Genomic DNA, 19,764 nt, shown 5'->3' on the forward strand with positions numbered 1-19,764 from the left:
GCGAGGGCCGAGTGGGGTGGGAGCGGCCACCCCTGGCTCACCAGCTCGGCGGACTCGCTATCGCTCGGGCCAGTACCTCGTCCAGGACGCGGGCCGTGGCCGGGACGTCCAGCTGGGAGTTGTCGATGATCGGGAGGCCCGAGCCGTACCAGCCCGCCATGCGGCCGTGGATGCGGGCCACCTCCTCGTCGGTGAGGCGGCGGTTGCCGCTGCGCTCGGCGTTGCGCTCCAGGACGATGTCCAGGCCCGGGAGGAGAACGACCGGGAGCAGGCCCGGGCCGACGTGCCGCTTCCAGCCACCGAGGCCGACGACCGGGCGGTCCGGGAAGACGGCGTCGTCCAGGATGCAGCTGATCCCGTTCGCCAGGAAGTTGCGGGCGGCGAAACCGCAGGTGCGGCGGGCCAGGCGGTACTGCGCCTCCGAGTTGTCGTTCCAGCCGGACTGGGGGTCGGCGAAGCCCGAGCGGACCCATTCGCGGACGTCGTCGAGGCTGATGTGGGCGGTGGGCACCCGGCGGTGGTCCGCCCAGTACTTGGCGACGCTGGTCTTGCCCGCACCCGCCGGACCGATCAGCAGCACGGCCAGCGTGGTGGTCGTCGGATCGGGCAACGCCGCCGGGGCCGCCGCGGGCACCCCGACCGGGCCGCCCGGAGGCAGGGGCACATGACCGGTGGCGTCAGGGGCCGGCGGACCGGGCACGTGGTGCGCGGGGGCCGGCGGCACGGGGCCGGACGGGGCCGGGAAACCCGGCGCCGGTGGCGGCGGTGGCACGGGGGCGGGACCCTGGGCGGCTCCCGGGTGCGGACCCGGGTGATGGGCGGCCGACGCCCAGCCGGCGTGCGGCCCCTGCCCCGGCTGATGGGGCGGCGGCAGCGGAGACCCCACTGCGTGCTGCATCCGTTGCCACTCCGTCTCGTCGTCTTCGGCTCGTTCGCCTCCGGGGCGCCCGAGTCGAAGGCTGTTCGTGCTGGCAGCGGGGGCGAGCCCCGCTCGCTACCGAACGGTACCGTCCCCGGCCGTCCTTTGGTGAACGGCCGGGGGCGGTCCGAAGTGCCCGGTACGCAAAGGGAATCGGACGCGACGAAACGGATGTACCGGACCTACTGGCCCACTTCTCCGTAGGCGGCGAGCAGCACCGCCGGGTCCGGGCCCTCCAGGACGGTCGGCTTGGCGAGGCCGTCCAGGACGATGAAGCGCAGCAGGTCCCCGCGGGACTTCTTGTCGACCTTCATCGTCTCCAGCAGCTTGGGCCACTGGTCGTAGCGGTAGTGCAGCGGGAGGCCGACGGACTCGAGGATCGTGCGGTGCCTGTCCGCCGTCGCGTCGTCCAACCGCCCGGCGAGGCGGCCGAGTTCGGCGGCGAAGTGCATGCCGACGGCGACCGCGGCGCCGTGCCGCCACTTGTAGCGCTCGTTCTTCTCGATGGCGTGGCCGAGGGTGTGGCCGTAGTTGAGGATCTCCCTGAGACCCGACTCCTTCAGGTCGCTCGACACGACCTCGGCCTTCACCCGGATGGAGCGCTCGATCAGCTCGGCGGTGTGCGGACCCGCGGGCGTCCGGGCGGCCTCCGGGTCGGACTCGATCAGTTCGAGGATCACCGGGTCGGCGATGAAGCCGGCCTTGATCACCTCGGCGAGCCCGGAGACGTAGTCGTTCACCGCGAGGGAGTCCAGCGCGGCCAGGTCGCACAGGACGCCGGCCGGCGGGTGGAAGGCGCCGACGAGGTTCTTGCCCTCGGCGGTGTTGATGCCGGTCTTGCCGCCGACCGCCGCGTCCACCATGGCGAGCACGGTGGTCGGGACGGCGATCCAGCGGACCCCGCGCAGCCAGGTCGCGGCGACGAAGCCGGCGAGGTCGGTCGTCGCACCGCCGCCGACGCCCACGATGACGTCGGTGCGGGTGAAGCCGGACTGACCGAGCGCCTTCCAGCAGTAGGCGGCGACCTCGACGGTCTTGGCCTCCTCGGCGTTCGGCACCTGGATCGCGACGGCCTCGTAGCCCTGCTCGGCCAGGTCGGCGCGGAGCGCGTCCCCGGTCTCGGCCAGCGCCTCGGGGTGGATCACCGCGACCCGCTGGGCCTTCTGCCCGATCAACCCGGCCAGCTCGCCCAGGAGTTGCCGGCCGACCAGCACCTCGTACGGGTCGGTGCCCGCGGTGCCTGCGACCTGGATCCGGGTGACTGCCTCGCTCATGCTTCCTTCAACTCCAAAGCGTCCAGGGCTGCTCGGGTGACCTCTTCGGGGGTGCGGCCGTCGGTGGCCACGACGGCGGTGGCCACCTCCTCGTAGAGGTGACGGCGTGCCTCCATCAGCTCCCGCCACTGCTTGCGCGGGTTGACCGCGAGCAGCGGCCGGGCCGCGTTCAGGCCGGTCCGCCTGACCGCCTCCTCCACGTCCATGGAGAGGTAGACCACCCGCTGCCCGGCCAGCAGCGCGCGCGTGTCCGCGTCGAGGATCGCGCCGCCGCCGAGCGCGAGGACGCCCTCGTGCGCGGCCAGCGCCGCGTGCACCGCCCGCTTCTCGATCGCCCGGAAGACCGGCTCGCCCTCGTCCACGAAGATCTCGGCGATGGTGCGGCCCTCGGCGGCGACGATGTCGTCGTCGGTGTCCCGGTAACCGACCCCGAGCCGCTCGGCGAGCAGCTGCCCGACGGTGGACTTGCCCACCCCCATCGGGCCGACCAGGACGACCGCAGGCACGGCGCTCACCGGATCTGCAGGTTGTCGAGGAAGGACCGCACGTTACGGCGGGTCTCCGCCACGGAGTCGCCGCCGAACTTCTCGGCCACCGCGTCGGCGAGGACGAGCGCCACCATGGCCTCGGCGACGATGCCGGCGGCCGGCACCGCGGAGACGTCCGAGCGCTGGTGGTGCGCCTGGGCCTCCTCACCGGTGGCGACGTCCACGGTCCGCAGGGCGCGGGGCACGGTCGCGATCGGCTTCATCGCGGCCCGCACGCGCAGCAGCTCGCCGGTGCTCAGGCCGCCCTCGGTGCCGCCGGCCCGGCCGGAGACGCGCCGGATGCCCTCGGGCGTGCCCACGATCTCGTCGTGCGCCTTGGAGCCCGGCACCCGCGCCAGCTCGAAGCCGTCGCCGATCTCGACGCCCTTGATCGCCTGGATGCCCATCAGGGCCCCCGCCAGACGGGCGTCCAGCTTGCGGTCCCAGTGCACGTGCGAACCCAGGCCGACCGGGACGCCGTAGGCCAGGACCTCGACCACGCCACCGAGGGTGTCGCCGTCCTTGTGGGCCTGGTCGACCTCCGCGACCATCGCCTTCGAGGCGTCCGCGTCCAGGCAGCGCAGCGGGTCGGCGTCCAGCTTCTCGACGTCGGCCGGGGTGGGGTACACGCCCTGCGGAGCCTTCACGGAGCACAGCTCGACGACGTGCGAGACGATCTCGATGCCGGCCGTCTCCTTCAGGTAGGAGCGGGCGACCGCGCCGAGCGCCACCCGGGCGGCGGTCTCGCGGGCGGAGGCGCGCTCCAGGATCGGGCGGGCCTCGTCGAAGCCGTACTTCTGCATGCCGGCGAGGTCGGCGTGGCCGGGGCGCGGGCGGGTCAGGGGCGCGTTCCGGGCGAGGCCGTCGAGGATCTCACGGTCGACCGGGTCGGCGGCCATGACCTGCTCCCACTTGGGCCACTCGGTGTTGCCCACCATGATCGCCACCGGGGAGCCCAGCGTCAGGCCGTGCCGGACGCCACCCAGGAAGGTGACCTCGTCCCGCTCGAACTTCATGCGCGCACCGCGGCCATAGCCGAGCCGCCGCCGCGCGAGGTGATCCGCCACCATCTCCGTGGTGATCGGCACGCCGGCGGGAAGCCCCTCCAGCGTCGCGACAAGTGCGGGACCGTGGGACTCCCCCGCGGTCAGCCAACGCAGCCTGCTCAACGGTGCTCCTCAGTGCTCGCGCCCGGTACTGCCCTGCGTACGCGCGTGCTCGCGTACGGCGACGGCGCGGCCGGGTGCGCGACCCCGGTACGCCACCTCCGATCCTCCCACGTCCGGTGACGTGTCCGGCCGCCGGTCCAGCAAGCGGGACGGAGCCGGGGCGCGGGCGGGGCGCAGGCGGGGCGCAGGGACGGCGGCTCAGCGGGCGGCGAGCGCCTTCTCACCGGCGTGTCGCATGGCCTCCAGCGGTGCCGGGGAGCGGCCGGTCATCTGCTCGACCTGGAGGACGGCCTGGTGGACGAGCAGGTCCAGGCCGCTGACGACGGCGCCGCCGAACATGGACCAGCGGGCCGCCAGCCCGGTGGGCCAGGGGTCGTAGAGCACGTCGAAGAGGGTGGCCGGGCGTTCGGGTACGGCGGCGGCGAGGGCGTCGGTGGTGCCCGCGGGCGTCGTGGCGATCACCAGCGGGGCGCGCAGGGCCTCGGCGGCCTGCGCCCAGTCGGCCGTACGGACCTCGACGTCGAGCCGTTCGCCCCAGTGCCGCATCTCGGCGGCCCGGGCCTCGCTGCGCACGTAGGCGACGACCTCGCCGGTGCAGATCCGGGCCAGCGCGGCGAGCGCGGAGGACGCCGTGGCGCCGGCGCCGAGGACGGCGGCGGAGTCGACCTGTTCGATGCCGTGCTCGCGCAGGGCGGCCACCATGCCCGGGATGTCGGTGTTGTCGCCGATCCGGCGGCCGTCCTCCGTGAGGACGACCGTGTTGACCGCGTCGACGGAGGCGGCCGTCTCACTGATCTCGTCCAGCAGCGGGATGACCGCCCGCTTGAGCGGCATGGTCAGCGACAGCCCCGCCCACTCCGGCCCGAGCCGCTCGAAGAAGCCGGGCAGCCCGGCCTCGTCGGTCTCGAAGCGGTCGTACGACCAGTCGCCGAGCCCGAGCTCGTCGTATGCGGCCCGGTGCAGCACCGGGGAGAGGGAGTGGGCGATGGGCTTACCGAGCACGGCGGCACGGCGGGCGTCAGTTGCCCGAGGTGGCATTGAACTTGTCCTTGAGCTGCTTGAATTCTTCGTACGTCTTGGCGAATTCGGTATTGGTCGTACCGTCGGTCGCCACGAAATAGATCCAGCCGTCGTGGGTCGGATTCAGTGCCGCCTTGATGGCGTCCTCGCTGGGGTTGCCGATCGGGCCGGGCGGCAGTCCCTTGTGGGTGTACGTGTTGTACGGGCTGGTGTTGCTGTTGATCTCCTTCTCGGAGATGTGGATGTTGCTCGTGCCCTTGAGGTAGTTGTACGTCGAGTCGAACTGCAGCAGCTGGTTCGTCTCGGTGTTGGTGGGCTTGAGGCGGTTGTAGACCACCTCCGACATCTTGCGGAAGTCCTCGTGCGTCTTGCCCTCGGCCTGGACCAGGCTCGCGACCGTGACGAGCTGGAACGCGTTGTTCAGGCCCAGCGCCTTCGCCTTGTCGGTGAGTCCGTAGGCGGCGTACCGCTGCTTGGCCTGGGCGACCATCTGCTTCAGGATCGCGTCCGGCTTCATGCTCTTGGCGGCAGGGTAGGTGCCCGGGAAGAGGAAGCCCTCCAGCGGGTCCTTGACCTGGCCGGTGCTCTGCGCCCAGCCCGGCAGGCCGAGGGTCTTGTAGGACGTCGTGGCGACCTTCTGGGTGGTGCCGGCGGCGACGTCGAGCTGTTTGTCGATGGCCCGGTAGACCTCGGAATTGCGCTCGCCCGGTTTGACGAGCACGTTGCTCTGACTGCGCGGGTCCAGCATCAGCTTCACGGCGCTGGCGGCGGACATCTCCTTGTGCAGGAGATAGGCGCCGGCCTGGATGCGGTCGCCCTCCGGGTTCTGCGCCTGCGCGTGCACGAAGGCGTCGACGGACTTGACGACACCGGCTTCCTTCAGCTTCCGGCCGATGTCGTAGCCGCCCGCACCCTTGGGGATCTCGACGGTCACCGCCGCGCTGGTGCCGTCGCCCGCGTAGTCCGGAGCCGGGGCGAAACGATTTTGGTAGAACTTCCAGCCGAAGTATCCGACCCCGCCGAGGCCGCCGCCGAACACCAGGACGACGACCATGCAGGCGCAGCCGGTGCGTTTCTTCTTGCCCTTCTTGACGGGCTTCTTGCCGCCGCCGCGCCGGTCGCGCCGGTTCTGCCGCTCGTGTTCCTCGTCGTCGGCATCGCCGCCGCCGGCGAAGAAGGCGTGCTCCTCCTCGTCGGGCGCGGCCTCCGGCTCGGGCGCCGGCTCCGCCTCGGGGCGCCTGCGGCCGGGCGGCACCGGGGGCGGGTAGGCGTCCTCGGTGCCGTAGAAGTCGGGCTGCTCCCCGCCGTAGGCGGCGGGCTGCTGGCCGTACGGGTCGCCGGGGTCGGCGGCGTACGGCACGTGGCCGTGGGTGCCGGTCGCGTCCCAGCCTCCCTGCTGGGGGTACTGCTGCTGGGTCTGACCGGCGTACGTCTGGTCGTACCGGGGATGGCCGTGCTCGTCGTAGTACTGGTGGGGCTGCCCGCCGTACCCGGGCTGCTGCTCCTGGCTCCATTCGCCGTACTGCGGCTGCTGCGGCTGCTGCGGGTAGTGCTGCTGCTGGCCGCCGTAGGCAGGCTGATGGCCGACGTGTGCCTGCTGCCCTTCCCATCCGCCGTCCCCGTACAACGGGTCCTGCGGATGCCACGGTTCGGAGCCTGGGCCCCGGCCATACTCAGTCATCGATCCCCTAGAGCCGCGAGGCCGACGGTCACGCGGCCGGTGGGCCGGCTTCCGTTCCGCCTCTTGCTGTGCCCCGGCTGTTCGAACACCGGCGCATCGCGCGGAACGTTACCGTATCGCGATCAGATGACCACTTCGACGCCCTCGCCGGGTGCATTGCCTGACACCCGTTCGGATTCCAGGGCCTGCTGCAGGATGATGACGGCCGCGGCCTGGTCGATGACCGCCCGGCCCTTCTTGGACTTCACGCCCGAGGCGCGCAGTCCCTGACTGGCCGTCACGGTCGTCATCCGCTCGTCGACGAGACGGACCGGCACCGGCCTGATGCCCCCTGCCAACTCCTGGGCGAAGGCGCGGACCTTGACCGCGGCCGGGCCCTCGCCCCCCTTGAGGGAGCGAGGGAGACCGACGACGACCTCGATCGGTTCGTACTCCTCCACCAGTTGCCGCAAGCGGCGGTGGGCGGCGGGGAGGTCCCGGCCCGGGACCGTCTCCACCGGGGTGGCGAGGATCCCGTCGGGGTCGCACGAGGCGACCCCGATCCGGGCGTCCCCGACGTCGATCGCGAGCCGACGTCCTCTGCGCATCTCCGACCGTTTCCTTACCTAGCCGTCGGCTTCGCGGTCACTTGGCCGTGTCGGCGACGAGACGCTCGACCGCGTCGACGGCCTCGCCGACGGCGGCCGGGTTCTGGCCGCCGCCCTGGGCGACGTCCGGCTTGCCGCCACCGCCGCCGCCGAGGGTCTTGGCGGCGGTACGGACCAGGTCACCGGCCTTCAGGCCACGCTCGCGGGCGGCCTCGTTGGTGGCGATGACCGTGAGCGGCTTGCCGTTGCTGACCGTGAACAGCGCGACCACGACGGCCCGGCCGCCCTGGATGCGGCCACGCACGTCGAGGACCAGCTTGCGCAGGTCGTCCGGGGTGGTGCCGTCCGGGACCTGGCCGGTGACCAGGGCGACACCGCGGACGTCCTTGGCGGACTCGGCGAGACCGGCGGCGGCCTGCAGCACCTTCTCGGCGCGGAACTTCTCGATCTCCTTCTCGGCGTCCTTCAGCTTGCCGAGCATGGCGGAGACCTTCTCCGGCAGCTCCTCGGAACGGCCCTTGAGCAGCTCGGTCAGCTGGTTGACGACCGTGTGCTCGCGGGCGAGGAAGTTGTAGGCGTCCATCCCGACGAGGGCCTCGATACGGCGGACGCCCGAGCCGATGGAGGACTCGCCGAGCAGCTTCACCAGACCCAGCTGGGCGGTGTTGTGCACGTGCGTGCCGCCGCACAGCTCCTTGGAGAAGTCGCCGATGGTCACGACGCGGACGCGCTCGCCGTACTTCTCGCCGAACTCGGCGATGGCGCCCTGCTTCTTGGCCTCGTCGATGCCCATGACCTCGGCGTGCACGTCGAGGTCGCGGGCGAGCACCTCGTTGATCTTCTGCTCGACATCGGTCATCACGGCCGTCGGGACGGCGGACGGGGAGCCGAAGTCGAAGCGGAAGCGGCCGGGCTGGTTCTCGGAACCGGCCTGGGCGGCCGTCGGGCCGAGGGCGTCGCGCAGCGCCTGGTGGGTCAGGTGCGTGGCCGAGTGGGCGCGGGCGATGGCGTGGCGGCGGCGGGCGTCGATCGAGGCGTGCGCCTTGGCACCGACGGTCACCTCGCCGACCTGGACGACGCCCTTGTGGACGTACACGCCCGGGACCGGCTTCTGGCAGTCGCGGATCTCGATGACGGCACCGGAGTCGACCTTGATCCGGCCGGTGTCGCCGATCTGGCCGCCGCCCTCGGCGTAGAACGGGGTGCGGTCAAGGACGATCTCGACCTCGTCGCCCTCGGTGGCGGCCGGGGAGGAGGCGCCGTCGACGAGGATGCCGACGATGGTCGACTCGCCCTCGGTGTCGCTGTAGCCGATGAAGTCGGTCTCGCCGGCGCTGTCGGCGATCTCCCGGTAGGCGCCCATGTCGGCGTGGCCGGTCTTCTTGGCCTGGGCGTCGGCCTTGGCGCGCTCCCGCTGCTCCCGCATCAGGCGGCGGAAGCCGTCCTCGTCCACGGCCAGGCCCTGCTCGGCGGCCATCTCGAGGGTGAGGTCGATCGGGAAGCCCCAGGTGTCGTGGAGCAGGAACGCCTTGTCGCCGGAGAGGACCGTGCCGCCGGACTGCTTGGTCTCGGTGACGGCGGTGTCGAGGATGTTGGTGCCGGCCTTCAGCGTCTTGAGGAAGGCGTTCTCCTCGGCCAGGGCGACCTTCTCGATGCGCTCGCGGTCGGTGATCAGCTCGGGGTACTGCTGGCCCATCATGCCGATGACGGTGTCGATCAGGTCCTTGACGACCGGACCGGTGGCGCCGAGCAGGCGCATGTTGCGGATGGCGCGGCGCATGATGCGGCGCAGGACGTAGCCGCGGCCCTCGTTGCCGGGGGTGACGCCGTCGCCGATGAGCATGACGGAGGTGCGCATGTGGTCGGTGACCACGCGCAGGGAGACGTCCGAGTCGTGGGCGTCGCCGTAGGCCACGCCGGTCAGCTCGGTGGCCTTCTTGATGACGGCCATGGAGGTGTCGACCTCGAACATGTTCTGCACGCCCTGCAGAATCATGGCGAGGCGCTCCAGGCCGAGGCCCGTGTCGATGTTCTTGCTCGGCAGCTCGCCGAGGATCTCGAAGTTGTCCTTGCCGATGCCCTCGCCCCGCTCGTACTGCATGAAGACGAGGTTCCAGATCTCCACGTACCGCTCGTCGTTGACGGCGGGGCCGCCCTCGACGCCGAACTCGGGGCCGCGGTCGTAGTTGATCTCGGAGCAGGGGCCACAGGGGCCGGGGACGCCCATGGACCAGTAGTTGTCCTTCATGCCGAGGCGCTGGATGCGCTCCTTCGGCACGCCGACGACCTCGTGCCAGATGCGCTCGGCCTCGTCGTCGTCCTTGTAGACGGTGATCCACAGGCGCTCGGGATCCAGGCCGTAACCGCCCTTGTCCTGGGGCGTGGTGAGCAGCTCCCAGGCGTACTTGATGGCGCCTTCCTTGAAGTAGTCGCCGAAGGAGAAGTTGCCGCACATCTGGAAGAACGTGCCGTGGCGCGTGGTCTTGCCGACCTCTTCGATGTCGGGCGTGCGCACGCACTTCTGCACGCTGGTGGCGCGCTGGAACGGAGGCTTGACCTCACCCAGGAAGTAGGGCTTGAAGGGCACCATGCCGGCGGGGACGAGGAGCAGAGTCGGGTCGTCCGCGATGAGCGACGCCGAAGGCACGACGGTGTGCCCGCGCTCCTCGTAGAAGCTCAGCCAGCGGCGGCGAATCTCGGCCGACTCCATCAGTGGTCCTCATTCCGGTTGTACGAGTACGTCGTGTTCTCGATGTACTTCGGGTTGCTGCGGTTGTTCTCGATGACGGCGTACCGCCGGGGTGCGGGGAGTTCCGGGTCCTCGTGGATGCCGAGGGCCTCCCCCAGCTCGGCCTCCCGCTGCGCCATGTTGTCGCGGACGTCGAGCGCGAAGCCCACCGCGCGGTCCTTCAGCCGCTGACCGGTCTCCAGGGCCTTGTTGGCCGCGGTCGCGGCGAGGCTCTCCGGGGTCAGTTGCCTGAGCTTGCGGTTGACCTTGGCGGTGGCCCACACCCCGGCGGCGACGCCGGTGCTGAACCAGAACGTACGGCGGAACATCGCTCGGTCTCAGTCCTTACTTCCGCTTGCGTCGTGCGGCGGGGACCGTGCGGCCCACGATCACGGTACGCCGGGGCGACTTGGCAGGCACGTCCTCCTTGCGGCCGCCGAGCGCCCGGCGGACGCCGTAGCCGAAGGCCGCGACCTTGACCAGCGGGCCGCCGAAGGTGGAGGCGACGGTCGTCGACAGCGCCGAGGCGTTCGACGTGACCTCCTGGACGTCGGAGGCGATCGCGTCGACCCGGTCGATCTGGGTCTGCGCGGAGCGCACCGCCTGCGAGGCGTCGGCCAGCAACGGGACGGCCTGGTCGGTCACGTCCGCCACGAGTTTGGTGGTCGCCTTGAGCGTCTGGGCCAGCCTCACCAGGGCGACGGCGAGGAAGGAGACCAGGATCGCCCAGAAGACGGCCACCAGGATCCCGGCCACCTCTCCACCGGACACTGTGCGCACCCGCTCCCTGAAACGTGCCTGAAGAACATCGAAAAAGTCGTGCACCGAGCCTATCGCGCCGGGGCGGAGGCTCCGTACCGGATTAGCGGGCGTCAGCGGTGGAGTTGCGGGAAGCGATTGTACGGATTGAACACGCTTCAGTACGCTCCGTGTCCCATGCGAGGTCCTCAGCGCCCAGACCCCTCCCCCGGCGGCGATCCGCCCCTGGAACTCACCACCTTCGTCGGGCGCTCGGCCGAACTGGCCGGGCTGACGGCGGCGCTCGGCCGGGCCCGGCTGGTGACCGTGACCGGAGTCGGCGGGGTCGGCAAGTCCCGGCTGGCCGCGCGGGTCGCCGCGGGACCGGGTGCCTCCCGCGGGCTGGTGGAGCTGGCGCCGGTGCGCGATCCGCAGTTCGTGGAGTACGCGGTCATGGAGGCGCTCGGGCTGACGGACCACACCACCCGCGGGCCCCGCGAGTTGCTGCTGGAGCATCTCGCCGGCCGCCGGGTGCTGCTGGTGCTGGACGGGTTCGAGCACCTGGTGGAGGCGTGTGCCGAACTGACCGCGGAGCTGCTGCGCAAGCTGCCGCGGTTGCGGGTGCTGGCGGTGGGCCGGCGTCCGCTGGGGCTCGCGGGCGAGCGGCTGTTCCCGCTGGCGCCGCTCGGCGAGGACGAGGCGGTGGAGCTGTTCACCGACCGGGCACGGGAGCAGGGCCTGGAGGTGTCCGACGGCCCGGAGGTGCGGGAGCTGTGCGGCCGGCTGGAGGGGATTCCGCTGGCGGTGGAGCTGGCGGCCGGGCGGCTGCGGGCCCTGTCGCCCGCCCAGCTCGCGCAGCGGCTCGACGACCGCTTCCGGCTGCTGACCGGCGGCGGCCGGGACGCCCTGCCCCGGCACCAGACGCTGCGTACGGCGATCGGCTGGAGCCACGAGCTGTGCACGCCCGCCGAGCGGCTGCTGTGGTCGCGTCTTTCGGTGTTCGCGCAGACCTTCGACCTGGAGGCGGCCGAGTACGTGTGCAGCGGGGAGGGGCTGCCGGCGGAGGACGTGCTGGACGTGCTGTCGGAGCTGCTCGCCCAGTCGGTCGTCTCCCGCGAGGAGTCCGCGACGGGGCCCCGCTACCGGATGCTGGACACCGTCCGGGCCTACGGCGCGGACTGGCTGGAGGCGACCGGGGACGCGGACCGCCTGCACCGACGGCACCGGGACTGGTACCTGGGGCTGGCCACCCTGTGCGAGCTGGACTGGTTCTCGCCCCGGCAGCGCGAGGTGGCCCGGCGTGTGGAGGCCGAGCTGCCGAATCTGCGGGACGCGCTGGAGTTCTGTCTGACCGAGCCGGACGAGGCGCATCTCGGCCAGTACCTGGCGGGTTCGCTGTGGTTCTGCTGGGTGGGCTGCGGGCGGCTGGCGGAGGGGCGGCGCTGGCTGGAGCGCAGCGTGGAACTGGAGTCGGAGTACGAGCAGTCGCGGCTGAAGGCGCTGTGGGTGCTCGGCTACGTGGCGATCCTGCAGGGCGACACCGTGCCGGCGCTGGTCGCGCTGCGGGAGTGCCGGGAGCAGGCGGAGCGGGCCGCGGACGCGACGGCGGTGGCCTACGCGGAGCACCGCGCCGGCTGTCTGGCCCTGGTCACCGATGACATGGCCCGTGCGGAAACGCTGCTGCGTTCGGCGCTGGACCGTTACCGGGAGATCGGCGAGCTCAACAGCAATGTGCTGATGGGGCAGGTCGAGCTGGCGATGACGAGGGCCTTCCAGGGGGACCTGCCCGACGCGGTGCGGCTGTGCGAGGACGTGCGCCAGGTGTGCGAGGACCACGGGGAGCGCTGGGCCCGGTCGTACGCGCTGTACGTGCTGGCGTACGCGGCCTGGCGGGACGGGGACCCGGCGGGCGCGCGGGAGCTGCTCGCGGACTGTCTCGACAACGCGCACGCCTTCAGCGACCTGCTCGGCACGGTGCTGTCGATCGAGCTGCTGGCGCTGGTGACGGCCACCCAGGGGGACCCGGCCGAGGCGGCGCTGCTGCAGGGCGCGGCGGGCCGGCTGTGGCCGTCGGTGGGGCTGCCGCTGTTCGGCTCGGCCTACTACAACGCGCCGCACGAGCTGTGCGAGGCGACGGCGCGGGAGGCGCTGGGCGACGGGCGGTACGAGGAGTGCGCGCGGGAGGGGGCGCGGCTGGACCGGGAGGCGGCGGTGGCCCGGGCCCTCGGCAACGACGTGCGTACGCTCTCGGCGCTGCCGGCGCCACGTGGGCCGGGGCGGCCCGCCCGGCCCGGAAAGCGCGAACCCGCCGCCTCGCCCACCCGGAAGGGCGGGGAGACGGCGGGCTGAGTGGCTGCGCCGGGGCTGGGATCAGCGGGCGTAGTACTCGACGACGAGCTGCTCGTCGCAGATCACCGGGATCTCCTTGCGGTTCGGCTCGCGGTCCAGGCGGAACGCCAGGGCCTTGAGGTTCACCTGCAGGTAGCGCGGGGTCTCACCCTCGGGGGCGAAGCCACCCTCGCGGGCGATCGTGAAGAGCGTCTTCTCCTTGGAGCGGTCGCGGACCTGCACGACGTCGTCCGGGCGGACGCGGAAGGACGGCTTGTCGACCTTCTGGCCGTTGACCTGGATGTGGCCGTGGACGACCATCTGACGGGCCTGGTAGATGGTGCGGGCGATGCCCGAACGCAGGACCAGGGCGTCGAGACGGCGCTCGAGCTCCACGATCAGGGCCTCACCGGTCTTGCCCTGAACCTTGGACGCACGCTCGTAGGCGCGGACCAGCTGGCGCTCGGAGATGTCGTACTGAGCGCGCAGGCGCTGCTTCTCCAGCAGACGGACCTTGTAGTCCGAGTTCTGCTTGCGGCCGCGGCCGTGCTCACCCGGCGGGTAGGGGCGGGCCTCGAAGTACTTGACGGCCTTCGGGGTCAGCGCGATGCCGAGGGCACGCGACTTCTTGACCTTGGGGCGGGACTGGTTCGCCACTGTCTCTGATCTCTTTCGTAGGGTTCGGCTCGTCAGTGTTGTGGGAGGTCGCATCCGCAGCCGGGAAAACCCGCCGGTCCACTGGGGACCTGCCGGGCAGCCGCTTCCCTGGTCTGGGCACATACGTGCAGCACGCGAGTGGCCCACCGACCGCTCCCGGAACTCCGGGTGGTGGTGGGCTGCCCGCGACACCGTTCGACGGTGCGCGACGCTCCTGGAGCCGATCCCGGGGGATCGGGTCTCCGGCTGGCTGTCCCGCTCTGACAGCACGGGACTCAGCACTTCGGGGCAGTCTACAGGGTGCTCAGGAGCGCTTGCGACCGAGGTGCTTCCTGGTCCACTCGACCGCGTCGGCGTAGCGGGCCTCGGCACCGTGCCGGCCCGGCGTGTAGTACTCGCGGTCCTTCAGGGCGTCCGGGGCGTACTGCTGCTCGGCGATGCCCTCGGGCAGGTCGTGCGGGTACACGTACCCCTGCGCGTGGCCGAGTGCGGCCGCGCCCTGGTAGTGCCCGTCGCGCAGATGGGGCGGGACCGGTCCGGCCAGGCCCTTGCGCACGTCCTCCCGCGCGGCCCCGATCGCGGTCGTGGCCGAGTTGGACTTGGGGGCGAGGGCCAGGGCGATCGTGGCGTGGCTGAGGGTGAGGGCGGCCTCGGGGAAGCCGATCATGGCGACGGCCTGCGCGGCGGCGACCGCGATCGGCAGGGCGCCCGGGTCGGCCAGCCCGATGTCCTCGCTGGCGGAGATCATCAGGCGGCGGGCGATGAAGCGCGGGTCCTCGCCGGCCTCGATCATGCGGGCCAGGTAGTGCAGGGCGGCGTCCACGTCGGAGCCGCGGATGGACTTGATCAGGGCGCTGGCCACGTCGTAGTGCTGGTCGCCGTCGCGGTCGTACTTCACCGCGGCCCGGTCGACGGTCTGCTCCAGGGTCTCCAGGCCGATTGCGCTCTCGCCCTTGTCGAGGGCGGCTCCGGCGGCGGCCTCGAGGGCGGTGAGGGCGCGTCGGGCGTCACCGCCGGCGATGCGCAGCAGGTGCTCCTCGGTGTCCTCGGGGAGGGTGACGGCGTCCTTCAGGCCGCGCTCGTCGGTGAGCGCCCGCTTCAGCAGGCCCCGGATGTCGTCGCCGGTGAGCGGTTCGAGGGTGAGCAGGAGGGAGCGGGAGAGCAGCGGGGAGATCACCGAGAAGTACGGGTTCTCCGTCGTGGCCGCGATCAGGGTGACCCAGCGGTTCTCGACGGCGGGGAGCAGGGAGTCCTGCTGGGCCTTGCTGAAGCGGTGGATCTCGTCCAGGAAGAGGACGGTCTCCTTGCCGAAGCCGCCGGTGGCGCGGCGGGCGCCGTCGATGACCGCGCGGACCTCCTTGACGCCCGCCGTGATCGCGGACAGCTCCACGAACCGCTTGTTCGTCGCCTTGGAGACCACGTAGGCCAGGGTGGTCTTGCCGGTGCCGGGCGGGCCCCAGAGGATCACCGAGGACGGGCCGGCGGGACCCGCGGCGCCCTCGCCGACCAGCCGGCGCAGCGGGGAGCCGGGGCCCAGCAGATGCTGCTGGCCCACCACCTCGTCCAGGGTGCGCGGGCGCATCCGCACCGCCAGGGGACTCGCTGCCGGGTCCTTCTCCTGGCGTTCTTCTGCTGCGGCGGTGAACAGGTCGGGTTCCACGTCCAAAACCTTAAATCACCGCACTGACAATCCGGCCGGGCCCGGGCTCAGGCCCAGAGCTGGCTGCCCCAGCGGGTCAGGATCAGCATGGCGATGACGCCGCAGTGGGTGACCGGGACGACCCAGGTGAACTCGGCGAGGAACCGCTTGAGCCAGCCCGGCGCGGGCAGGAAGTCGTTGCGGATGTTGGACGAGGTCACGTACCAGAACATGGTGATCGTGGCGACCCAGGCCAGCGAGCACCACAGGCACAGCGCGTTGATCCGGTACAGGGACTGGAACTGCAGCCAGGTGACGAAGGCGACGCCGAAGAGCGTGCCGAAGTTGAAGGTCAGCCAGTACCAGCGCGGGAAGCGGGCGCGGGCCAGCAGGCTCATGCCGACGCAGATGACGATGCCGTAGCAGACCAGGCCGAGCCAGGGGTTCGGGAAGCCGAAGGCCGTCGCCTGCTTGCTCTCCATCACGCTGCCGCAGGACACGATCGGGTTGACGCTGCATCCCGGTGTGAACGTCTTGCCGGCGATCTTCGCTTCGAGGATCTTGTTCTTGTCGAGCGTGATGACCCAGGCGGCCAGCAGTCCGGCGGCGCCGGTGATCACCAGCAGCAGGGCGAAGGCACGGCTCCCGCCCACCAGGCGCGGGGCGCCGACGGCACGCTCGGGATCGGACTCCGTGGAGACGTCGTTGACTGTCGTCTTGCTCATCACGCCGATTCCGTCACTTGAGAGTTGGACCATCTTCGGGCACGCCTCATTGTGCCGCACGCACCCGTGTGTCCACCGTTCGGAGGACATAAGGAGGTACGCACGGTGGTCACGGATCGTTCGGTTCCGGCCGATGCTCAAGGGCATGACAACACACGCGAACGACCTCGCGGTGGACGTCCGGGGGCTGTGCAAGCGCTACGGGGACGTGACCGCGGTGGACGGCCTCGACCTCGGAATCCGGCGGGGTGAGGTGTTCGGCCTGCTCGGACCCAACGGCGCGGGCAAGAGCACCACGGTGGAGATCCTCCAGGGCAACCGGTCCCGGGACGGGGGTGAGGTGTCCGTCCTCGGCGCGGATCCGGCGACCGCCACGCGCGCGTGGAGATCCCGTGTGGGGATCGTCTGGCAGGACGAATCGGCACCCGCCGAGTTGACGGTCCGCGAGACGGTACGGCACTTCGCCCGCTACTACCCCCGCCCGCGCGACCCGGAGGAGGTCATCCGGCTGGTCGGTCTGCAGGCGAAGGCGGACAGCAGGATCAAGGGCCTGTCCGGCGGCCAGCGGCGCCGCCTGGACGTGGCGCTCGGCGTGATCGGCGACCCCGACCTGCTGCTCCTCGACGAACCCACCACCGGCTTCGACCCGGCCGCCCGGCACCGGTTCTGGGACCTGATCCGGCTGCTCGCCGACGAGGGCACCACGATCCTGCTGACCACCCACTACCTGGAGGAGGCCGAGGCGCTCGCGGGCCGGCTCGCGGTCGTCGCCCAGGGGCGGGTCGTCGCCGAGGGCAGCCCCGCCGGCCTGCGCCTGCGGCACGGCGGTGAGGCCACCGTCTCCTGGACCGAGCCCGACGGCTCCCCGCGCGCGGAGCGCACCGCCACGCCGACCCGCACCGTCGGCGCGCTGATGAGCCGCTTCGACGGCGAGATACCCGGACTGACCGTGACCCGTCCCACCCTGGAGGACGTCTACCTCCGCCTGACCGGACAGGAGGCCGTGCGATGACCACGACCGCCGTGCGCGCCACCGCCCGGCCGTCCGCCGCGGCCCTCCCCGGCGCCTGGTCGCTGGGGCTGCTGCGGGGCGGCATGGAGATCAGGCAATTCTTCCGGCAGCGCGAGCAGGTGGTGTTCACCTTCGCCTTCCCCGTGGTGTTCCTGTTCCTGTTCGCGTCGATCTTCCGCGGCGGCGTCCGCGGCACCGGGATCACCGCCTCCCAGCTGTACGTGCCCGCGATGACGGCCTCCGGGATCATGTCGACGAGTTTCCAGTCGCTCGGCATCTCCATCGCCGTCGAGCGGGACGAGAAGGCGCTGCGCCGGCTGCGGGGCACCCCCATGCCACCTGCGGCCTACTTCCTGGGCAAGATCTGGCTGGTTCTGTTCACCGGTGTGCTGGAGACCGCGATCCTGCTGGCCGTCGGCACGGCGTTCTACGGCGTGCACCTGCCGTCCGACCCCGGCCGCTGGTTCGACTTCGCGTGGATCTTCGTGCTGGGCCTGACCGCCTGCGCGTTGCTGGGCATCGCGATCAGCTCGGTGCCCAGGTCGGCGAAGAGCGCCGGCAGCGTCGTCGTCCTGCCCTTCCTGCTGCTCCAGTTCGTCTCCGGTGTGTACATCGCCATCGACGCCGTTCCCGGCTGGATGCTCGACATCGGCGCCCTGTTCCCGCTGAAGTGGCTGTGTCAGGGCCTGCGGGGCGTGTTCCTGCCGGACTCGGCGAAAGTCCTGGAGCAGGCGCACGCCTGGGAGTTCGGGCGGATCGCGATGGTGCTGGGCGCGTGGTGCGTCGGAGGATTGGTGCTGTGCTTGCTGACCTTCCGGTGGAAGAACCGGCGCGACGGATGACGAGCGGCCGCGCCCGGGGCGTCGACGCCTGGGACCGCACGATCCGGCTCTGGGACGTGTACTTCGCCGTCGCGTGGGCGGCCACGCTGGCCCTCGTCCTCGGCGCGGAGCATCCGCCGTGGCCGGTGCGCGCGGTGGCGGCCGGGCTGCTCGTGCCGCTGGTGCCCTGGTACACGGCGTTCGGCCGCCGGGTGCTCGCGGAGGACCCCCCGGGCGGACGCCGGGCCCTGTGGTACCTGGCCGGAACACTGGCGCTGTTCCTGCCGTCGGCGGTCCTGGCGGGCGAGACCCGGCTGGTCTCGTTCGCGCTGGTCCCGCAGTGCTTCATGACCCTGCGCATGCGGGGCGCGCTGGTGGCCGTGGCCCTGATCAACCTGGTGCCGGTCGCCGGCTGGGCGCTGCTGTGGCGGCCGGGAGCCGAGGACCTGTTCGCCGACGCCCTGTTCGCCGTGGTCTGTCTGGTGTTCTCCGGGGTGGTCGGCGCCTGGATCATCCGGATCATCGAGCAGAGCACGGAACGGGCCGAACTGATCGCCGAGTTGGACACCAGCCGGCACGAGGTCGCACGGCTGTCGGCCGCGCACGGGGCGCTCACCGAACGCGAGCGGCTGGCACGGGAGATCCACGACACCCTCGCGCAGGGCTTCACCAGCCTGCTGATGCTCGTCCAGGCCGTGGACGCGGAACTGGACGCCGATCCCGCCGAGGCCCGCCGCCACCTGGCACTGATGGAGGACACCGCTCGCCGCAACCTCGCCGAGGCGCGCGCCCTGGTCGCCGGCGGTGCACCCGCCGACCTGGCGGGCGCCAGCCTCCCGGACGCGCTGGACCGGCTGACCGCACGGCAGGGCGCGGCACTGGAGGTGACCGGCCCGGTGCGCACGCTCCCGGCGGGCGTGGAGGTGGTGGCCCTGCGCGCCTGCCAGGAGGCGCTGACCAACGCCCGTAAGCATGCCGGGAGTTCGACGCGGATCGGGGTTCACCTCGGCTACGCCGGCGACATGCTGACCCTCTGTGTCCACGACGACGGCTGCGGTTTCGACCCGGCCGCCGAGTCGAGTGGATACGGTCTCGCGGGGCTGCGCGCGCGGGCCGCCGAGGTGGGCGGCAGCGTGGCCGTCCGCAGCGGACCCGGCGACGGTACGACGGTGACCGTGCGCCTGCCCGTCCCCGCCGCCGCGGCATCCGCCCCGCTTTCCGCCGTGGCCTGCGCCGTGAGGAGTGAGAGCCCGTGATCCGGATCGTCCTCGCCGACGACCACCCCGTCGTACGGGAGGGACTGCGCGCGATGCTGAGCGCCGAGGAGGACCTGGAGGTGGTCGGCGACGCGGCCAGTGGGCCGCAGGCGGAGGCGATGGCGGCCGAACTGCGCCCGCACATCGTGCTGATGGACCTGCGGATGCCGGGCGGCGGGGGCGTGGACTCCATCGTGCGGATGACCGCGGCCGGGCTGCCGTGCCGGGTGGTCGTGCTGACCACGTACGAGACGGACCGGGACATCCTGCGGGCGGTGGAGGCGGGCGCGGCGGGCTATCTGCTGAAGGACCTGCCCCGCCGGGAACTCGCGGACGCGGTGCGGGCGGCCGCCCGCGGCGAGACGGTGCTGGCCCCGTCGGTGGCGACCCGCCTGATGGACCAGCTCCGCACCAAGCCGGAACGCCCCCGGCTGTCCGCCCGCGAGACGGCGGTACTGCGCCTGGTGGCCGAGGGCTGCACCAACGCGGAGATCGGCCGGAGACTCTTCATCGGGGAGTCGACGGTGAAGACCCACCTGCTGCGCATCTTCACCAAACTCGGCGTGGACGACCGCACGGCCGCAGTGACCAGCGCGATGCGGCACGGGCTGCTGGAGCACTCCTGACGGGCACGACCGGACACCCGCCGCGGCCGACGCGACGTGGCACGAACCGCTCGCACC

18 protein-coding genes are annotated in these 19,764 nt (G+C 71.8%); 5 read left to right on the forward strand and 13 right to left on the reverse strand.

Translation table 11 applies throughout. The annotated features are described in order from the left end of the window. Positions 1–37 precede the first annotated feature (37 nt). The 10 genes from AB0N17_RS16000 to AB0N17_RS16045 all read right to left on the reverse strand — a co-directional run bounded on the left by AB0N17_RS16000 (position 38) and on the right by AB0N17_RS16045 (position 10,685). The gene (locus tag AB0N17_RS16000) at positions 38–898 is read right to left on the reverse strand and encodes a Pro-rich N-terminal domain-containing protein (protein ID WP_366011917.1); all 861 of its coding nucleotides are present in this window, start codon (positions 896–898) and stop codon (positions 38–40) included. Positions 899–1,101: 203 nt separating this feature from the next. Further along, a complete protein-coding gene (aroB, locus tag AB0N17_RS16005) occupies positions 1,102–2,193 on the reverse strand; it encodes a 3-dehydroquinate synthase (RefSeq protein WP_366011918.1) in 1,092 nt (363 codons plus the stop codon). Then, entirely contained in the window at positions 2,190–2,672 is a 483-nt protein-coding gene (locus tag AB0N17_RS16010; protein ID WP_366011972.1) for a shikimate kinase, read from the reverse strand. The genes aroB and AB0N17_RS16010 overlap by 4 nt, the downstream gene beginning before the upstream one ends. Before the next feature lie 32 nt (positions 2,673–2,704). Then, on the reverse strand, positions 2,705–3,889 hold the full coding sequence (gene aroC / locus AB0N17_RS16015) for a chorismate synthase (RefSeq protein WP_366011919.1): 1,185 nt from the start codon (positions 3,887–3,889) through the stop codon (positions 2,705–2,707). Positions 3,890–4,087: 198 nt separating this feature from the next. Further along, positions 4,088–4,927 (reverse strand): shikimate dehydrogenase, encoded by an 840-nt coding sequence (locus AB0N17_RS16020; protein WP_366011920.1) that lies wholly within the window; start codon positions 4,925–4,927, stop codon positions 4,088–4,090. Then, positions 4,908–6,590 (reverse strand): endolytic transglycosylase MltG, encoded by a 1,683-nt coding sequence (gene mltG / locus AB0N17_RS16025; RefSeq protein WP_366011921.1) that lies wholly within the window; start codon positions 6,588–6,590, stop codon positions 4,908–4,910. The genes AB0N17_RS16020 and mltG overlap by 20 nt, the downstream gene beginning before the upstream one ends. A 122-nt stretch (positions 6,591–6,712) precedes the next feature. Then, a complete protein-coding gene (gene ruvX / locus AB0N17_RS16030) occupies positions 6,713–7,177 on the reverse strand; it encodes a Holliday junction resolvase RuvX (protein WP_366011922.1) in 465 nt (154 codons plus the stop codon). 37 nt (positions 7,178–7,214) lie between these two features. Then, positions 7,215–9,887 (reverse strand): alanine--tRNA ligase, encoded by a 2,673-nt coding sequence (gene alaS / locus AB0N17_RS16035; protein ID WP_366011923.1) that lies wholly within the window; start codon positions 9,885–9,887, stop codon positions 7,215–7,217. Further along, on the reverse strand, positions 9,887–10,234 hold the full coding sequence (locus tag AB0N17_RS16040) for a hypothetical protein (RefSeq protein WP_366011924.1): 348 nt from the start codon (positions 10,232–10,234) through the stop codon (positions 9,887–9,889). Before AB0N17_RS16040 ends, alaS begins: the two co-directional genes overlap by 1 nt. Positions 10,235–10,250: 16 nt before the next feature. Further along, positions 10,251–10,685, reverse strand: a complete 435-nt coding sequence (locus tag AB0N17_RS16045) for a DUF948 domain-containing protein (RefSeq protein WP_366011925.1) — start codon at positions 10,683–10,685, stop codon at positions 10,251–10,253. Positions 10,686–10,841: 156 nt separating this feature from the next. On the opposite strand from AB0N17_RS16045, the gene AB0N17_RS16050 reads away from it, so the two are divergent. Further along, positions 10,842–12,992, forward strand: coding sequence for a regulator (locus AB0N17_RS16050; RefSeq protein WP_366011926.1), 2,151 nt, complete (start codon positions 10,842–10,844; stop codon positions 12,990–12,992). 21 nt (positions 12,993–13,013) lie between these two features. Here the strand turns inward: AB0N17_RS16050 and rpsD are convergent, their stop codons facing one another. The 3 genes from rpsD to AB0N17_RS16065 form a co-directional block, all read right to left on the reverse strand. Further along, positions 13,014–13,628 carry a 30S ribosomal protein S4 gene (rpsD, locus tag AB0N17_RS16055; protein ID WP_031161776.1) on the reverse strand — a complete coding sequence of 205 codons (615 nt, stop codon included), beginning with the start codon at positions 13,626–13,628 and terminating at the stop codon, positions 13,014–13,016. Between the two features lie 304 nt (positions 13,629–13,932). Further along, entirely contained in the window at positions 13,933–15,288 is a 1,356-nt protein-coding gene (locus AB0N17_RS16060) for a replication-associated recombination protein A (protein ID WP_366011927.1), read from the reverse strand. Between the two features lie 47 nt (positions 15,289–15,335). Beyond that, entirely contained in the window at positions 15,336–15,992 is a 657-nt protein-coding gene (locus tag AB0N17_RS16065) for a vitamin K epoxide reductase family protein (protein ID WP_366011928.1), read from the reverse strand. Between the two features lie 145 nt (positions 15,993–16,137). Here AB0N17_RS16065 and AB0N17_RS16070 point away from each other — a divergent pair, with 145 nt between their 5' ends. From AB0N17_RS16070 to AB0N17_RS16085, 4 genes are read left to right on the forward strand one after another with little or no spacing between them, the layout of a single operon-like run. Then, positions 16,138–17,004 (forward strand): ABC transporter ATP-binding protein, encoded by an 867-nt coding sequence (locus AB0N17_RS16070; RefSeq protein WP_366011929.1) that lies wholly within the window; start codon positions 16,138–16,140, stop codon positions 17,002–17,004. After that, positions 17,001–17,846: an ABC transporter permease gene (locus AB0N17_RS16075; protein ID WP_366011930.1), complete on the forward strand. Its 846-nt coding sequence runs from the start codon at positions 17,001–17,003 to the stop codon at positions 17,844–17,846. The genes AB0N17_RS16070 and AB0N17_RS16075 overlap by 4 nt, the downstream gene beginning before the upstream one ends. After that, positions 17,843–19,081, forward strand: coding sequence for a sensor histidine kinase (locus tag AB0N17_RS16080; protein WP_366011931.1), 1,239 nt, complete (start codon positions 17,843–17,845; stop codon positions 19,079–19,081). Before AB0N17_RS16075 ends, AB0N17_RS16080 begins: the two co-directional genes overlap by 4 nt. Beyond that, positions 19,078–19,707 carry a response regulator transcription factor gene (locus AB0N17_RS16085; protein WP_366011932.1) on the forward strand — a complete coding sequence of 210 codons (630 nt, stop codon included), beginning with the start codon at positions 19,078–19,080 and terminating at the stop codon, positions 19,705–19,707. Before AB0N17_RS16080 ends, AB0N17_RS16085 begins: the two co-directional genes overlap by 4 nt. The last annotated feature ends 57 nt before the right edge of the window (positions 19,708–19,764 follow it).

This window comes from Streptomyces sp. NPDC051133 (assembly GCF_040682635.1).
Classification (GTDB): domain Bacteria; phylum Actinomycetota; class Actinomycetes; order Streptomycetales; family Streptomycetaceae; genus Streptomyces.